A 1876-nucleotide genomic window follows, 5' to 3' on the forward strand; every position below is an offset into this window, starting at 1 on the left:
CCGGACTCCGCCGCACCTGCGCCTCAAACAACTCCGACAACGTCACCTCCGGCACCACCACCCCCGTCTCATTCCACCCATCCACCACCCGGGCCTGATCCGCGTCCCCCAGCACCCCGATCCGGCCGACAGGTGCGATCGGATCGGCCGCGATCCCGTCGAGCACCCGCAGGAAACGGTCGGCGAGTTCGGCGGCCGTCTGCTGGTCGAACACCTCCGGCCGGCAGTCAAGACGCAGCCGTAGCTGCTCCCCTGGGATCACGGCCAGGCTCACCGGGTAGTGCACCGCCTCCTCGCTCCCGGCCGGTGTGATCCGCAGCCCGTCGCCCTTGGTGACCGAGGCGCCGCCAGGGTCACGGGGGTAGTTCTCATAGGCCAGCAGCGTGTCGAAGGTGGCACCGGGGCCGGCCAGTCGCTGGATCTCGGCAAGCCCCAGATGGTGGTAGGCCATCAGCTCCGACTGGCGGCCCTGAAGCTCGGCCAGCATCTCCACCACGGGCTGGGCGGGGTCGAGCGGCACCCGGACCGGCACGGTGTTGACGAACAGCCCCAGCATCTCCTCCACACCGGGCAGCTCGGGCGGACGACCCGCCACCACCGCGCCGAACACCACGTCACGGCGGCCGGCCAGGCGGCTGACCAGCAGCGCCCACGCCCCCTGTACCAGCGTGTTCAGCGTCAGGCCGCGGCTACGGGCCAGGGCACGCAGCGCGGCGGTCAGCTCGTCAGGCACGGTCACCCGGACCCGCGCGAGCCCCGTCGCCGTTGCCGTCACCGTGCCCCGGTCCGGCGTGGCGACGAGGGTCGGCTCGTCGGCTCCGCGCAGTTCCCGCTGCCAGGCCGCCCGGGCGGCCTGGCGGTCCTGGCGGCCGAGCCACTCCAGGTAGTCTCGGTACGGCGAGACCGGCTTCAGCCCGCTCGCGTCACCGCCTGCCGCGTAGATCGCCGACAACTCGCGCCGCATCACCGGCAGCGACCAGCCATCCATCAGCAGGTGATGGTTGGTGATGACCAGCTGGTGCCGATGCCGGCCGAGCCTGACGAGCGTGCAGCGCAGCAGCGGCGGCACCGCCGGGTCGAACCCACAGGCTCGGTCCTCGGCAGTCAGCCGGGACACCTCCGCCAGCGCCGACTCCTCGGCCAGCGCGGACAGGTCCACCTGTGTCCAGGGTAGTTTCACCCGCCGCGGGATCACCTGGACCGGCTGCTCCATCCCGGCGGCCTGCCGGAACCCGGCCCGCAGGTTGGCGTGGCGGTCCAGCAGGGCCTCAACCGAGGCGCGCAGCACGTCCGCGTCCAGCGGGCCCCGCAGGTCGAGGATTCGCTGGACGACGTAGGAGCCGGCGGCGTCCTCGTCGTACAGCGCGTGGAACAGCAGCCCTTCCTGAAGCGGCGAGAGCGGCCACACCTCGGCCAGCGCGGAGCGCGTCATGTCGACATCCCCTTCTCGATCTCGGCTGCCATCGCCTCGAACTCCTCCACCTGCTCCTGAGCCAGCTCGAGCAGCGGGAAGTCGGAGGGGGTGTGCCCGCCCGCCTCGGGGCGCGCGGCGTGCTCGGCCAGCCCGGTCAGCATCGCCACCCATCCCTCGGCAAGGTTCCGCACCTCGGCCTCGGTCAGCAGATCGCCCGGCCAGGCCAGCGACAGGCTCAGCTCCGGGCCCGCCGGCCCGTCCCGGACGATTCCGCTGGCCTCCAGGGCGTGGGCCGCCGGCATCCGCTCGATCGCGTCGCCGCCCAGACTGGCCTGCCGCCAGTCCGCCGGGGCTTCAGCGTCACTCGCGGTGAAGCGGCCCATGTAGTTGAAGCCGATCTGTGGGGTGGGTAGCGCCGCGAGGACCGGGCGCGTGTCAGGGTTGAGGTAACGCAGCAGCCCG

At 72.4% G+C, this 1876-nt stretch carries 2 protein-coding genes; both read right to left on the reverse strand.

The genetic code is table 11. The features are described from left to right. Positions 1 to 1432 (reverse strand): condensation domain-containing protein (locus tag ALLO2_RS22955; RefSeq protein ID WP_023842288.1); only part of this gene is annotated, 1432 nt, incomplete at its 3' end. Then, positions 1429 to 1876: hypothetical protein (locus tag ALLO2_RS23750; RefSeq protein ID WP_043592332.1), on the reverse strand; the 448-nt coding region annotated here is incomplete at its 5' end. The genes ALLO2_RS23750 and ALLO2_RS22955, both read right to left, overlap by 4 nt.

Origin of the sequence: Frankia sp. Allo2 (assembly GCF_000733325.1) — a bacterium.
GTDB classification, from domain to species: Bacteria; Actinomycetota; Actinomycetes; order Frankiales; family Frankiaceae; genus Frankia; species Frankia casuarinae.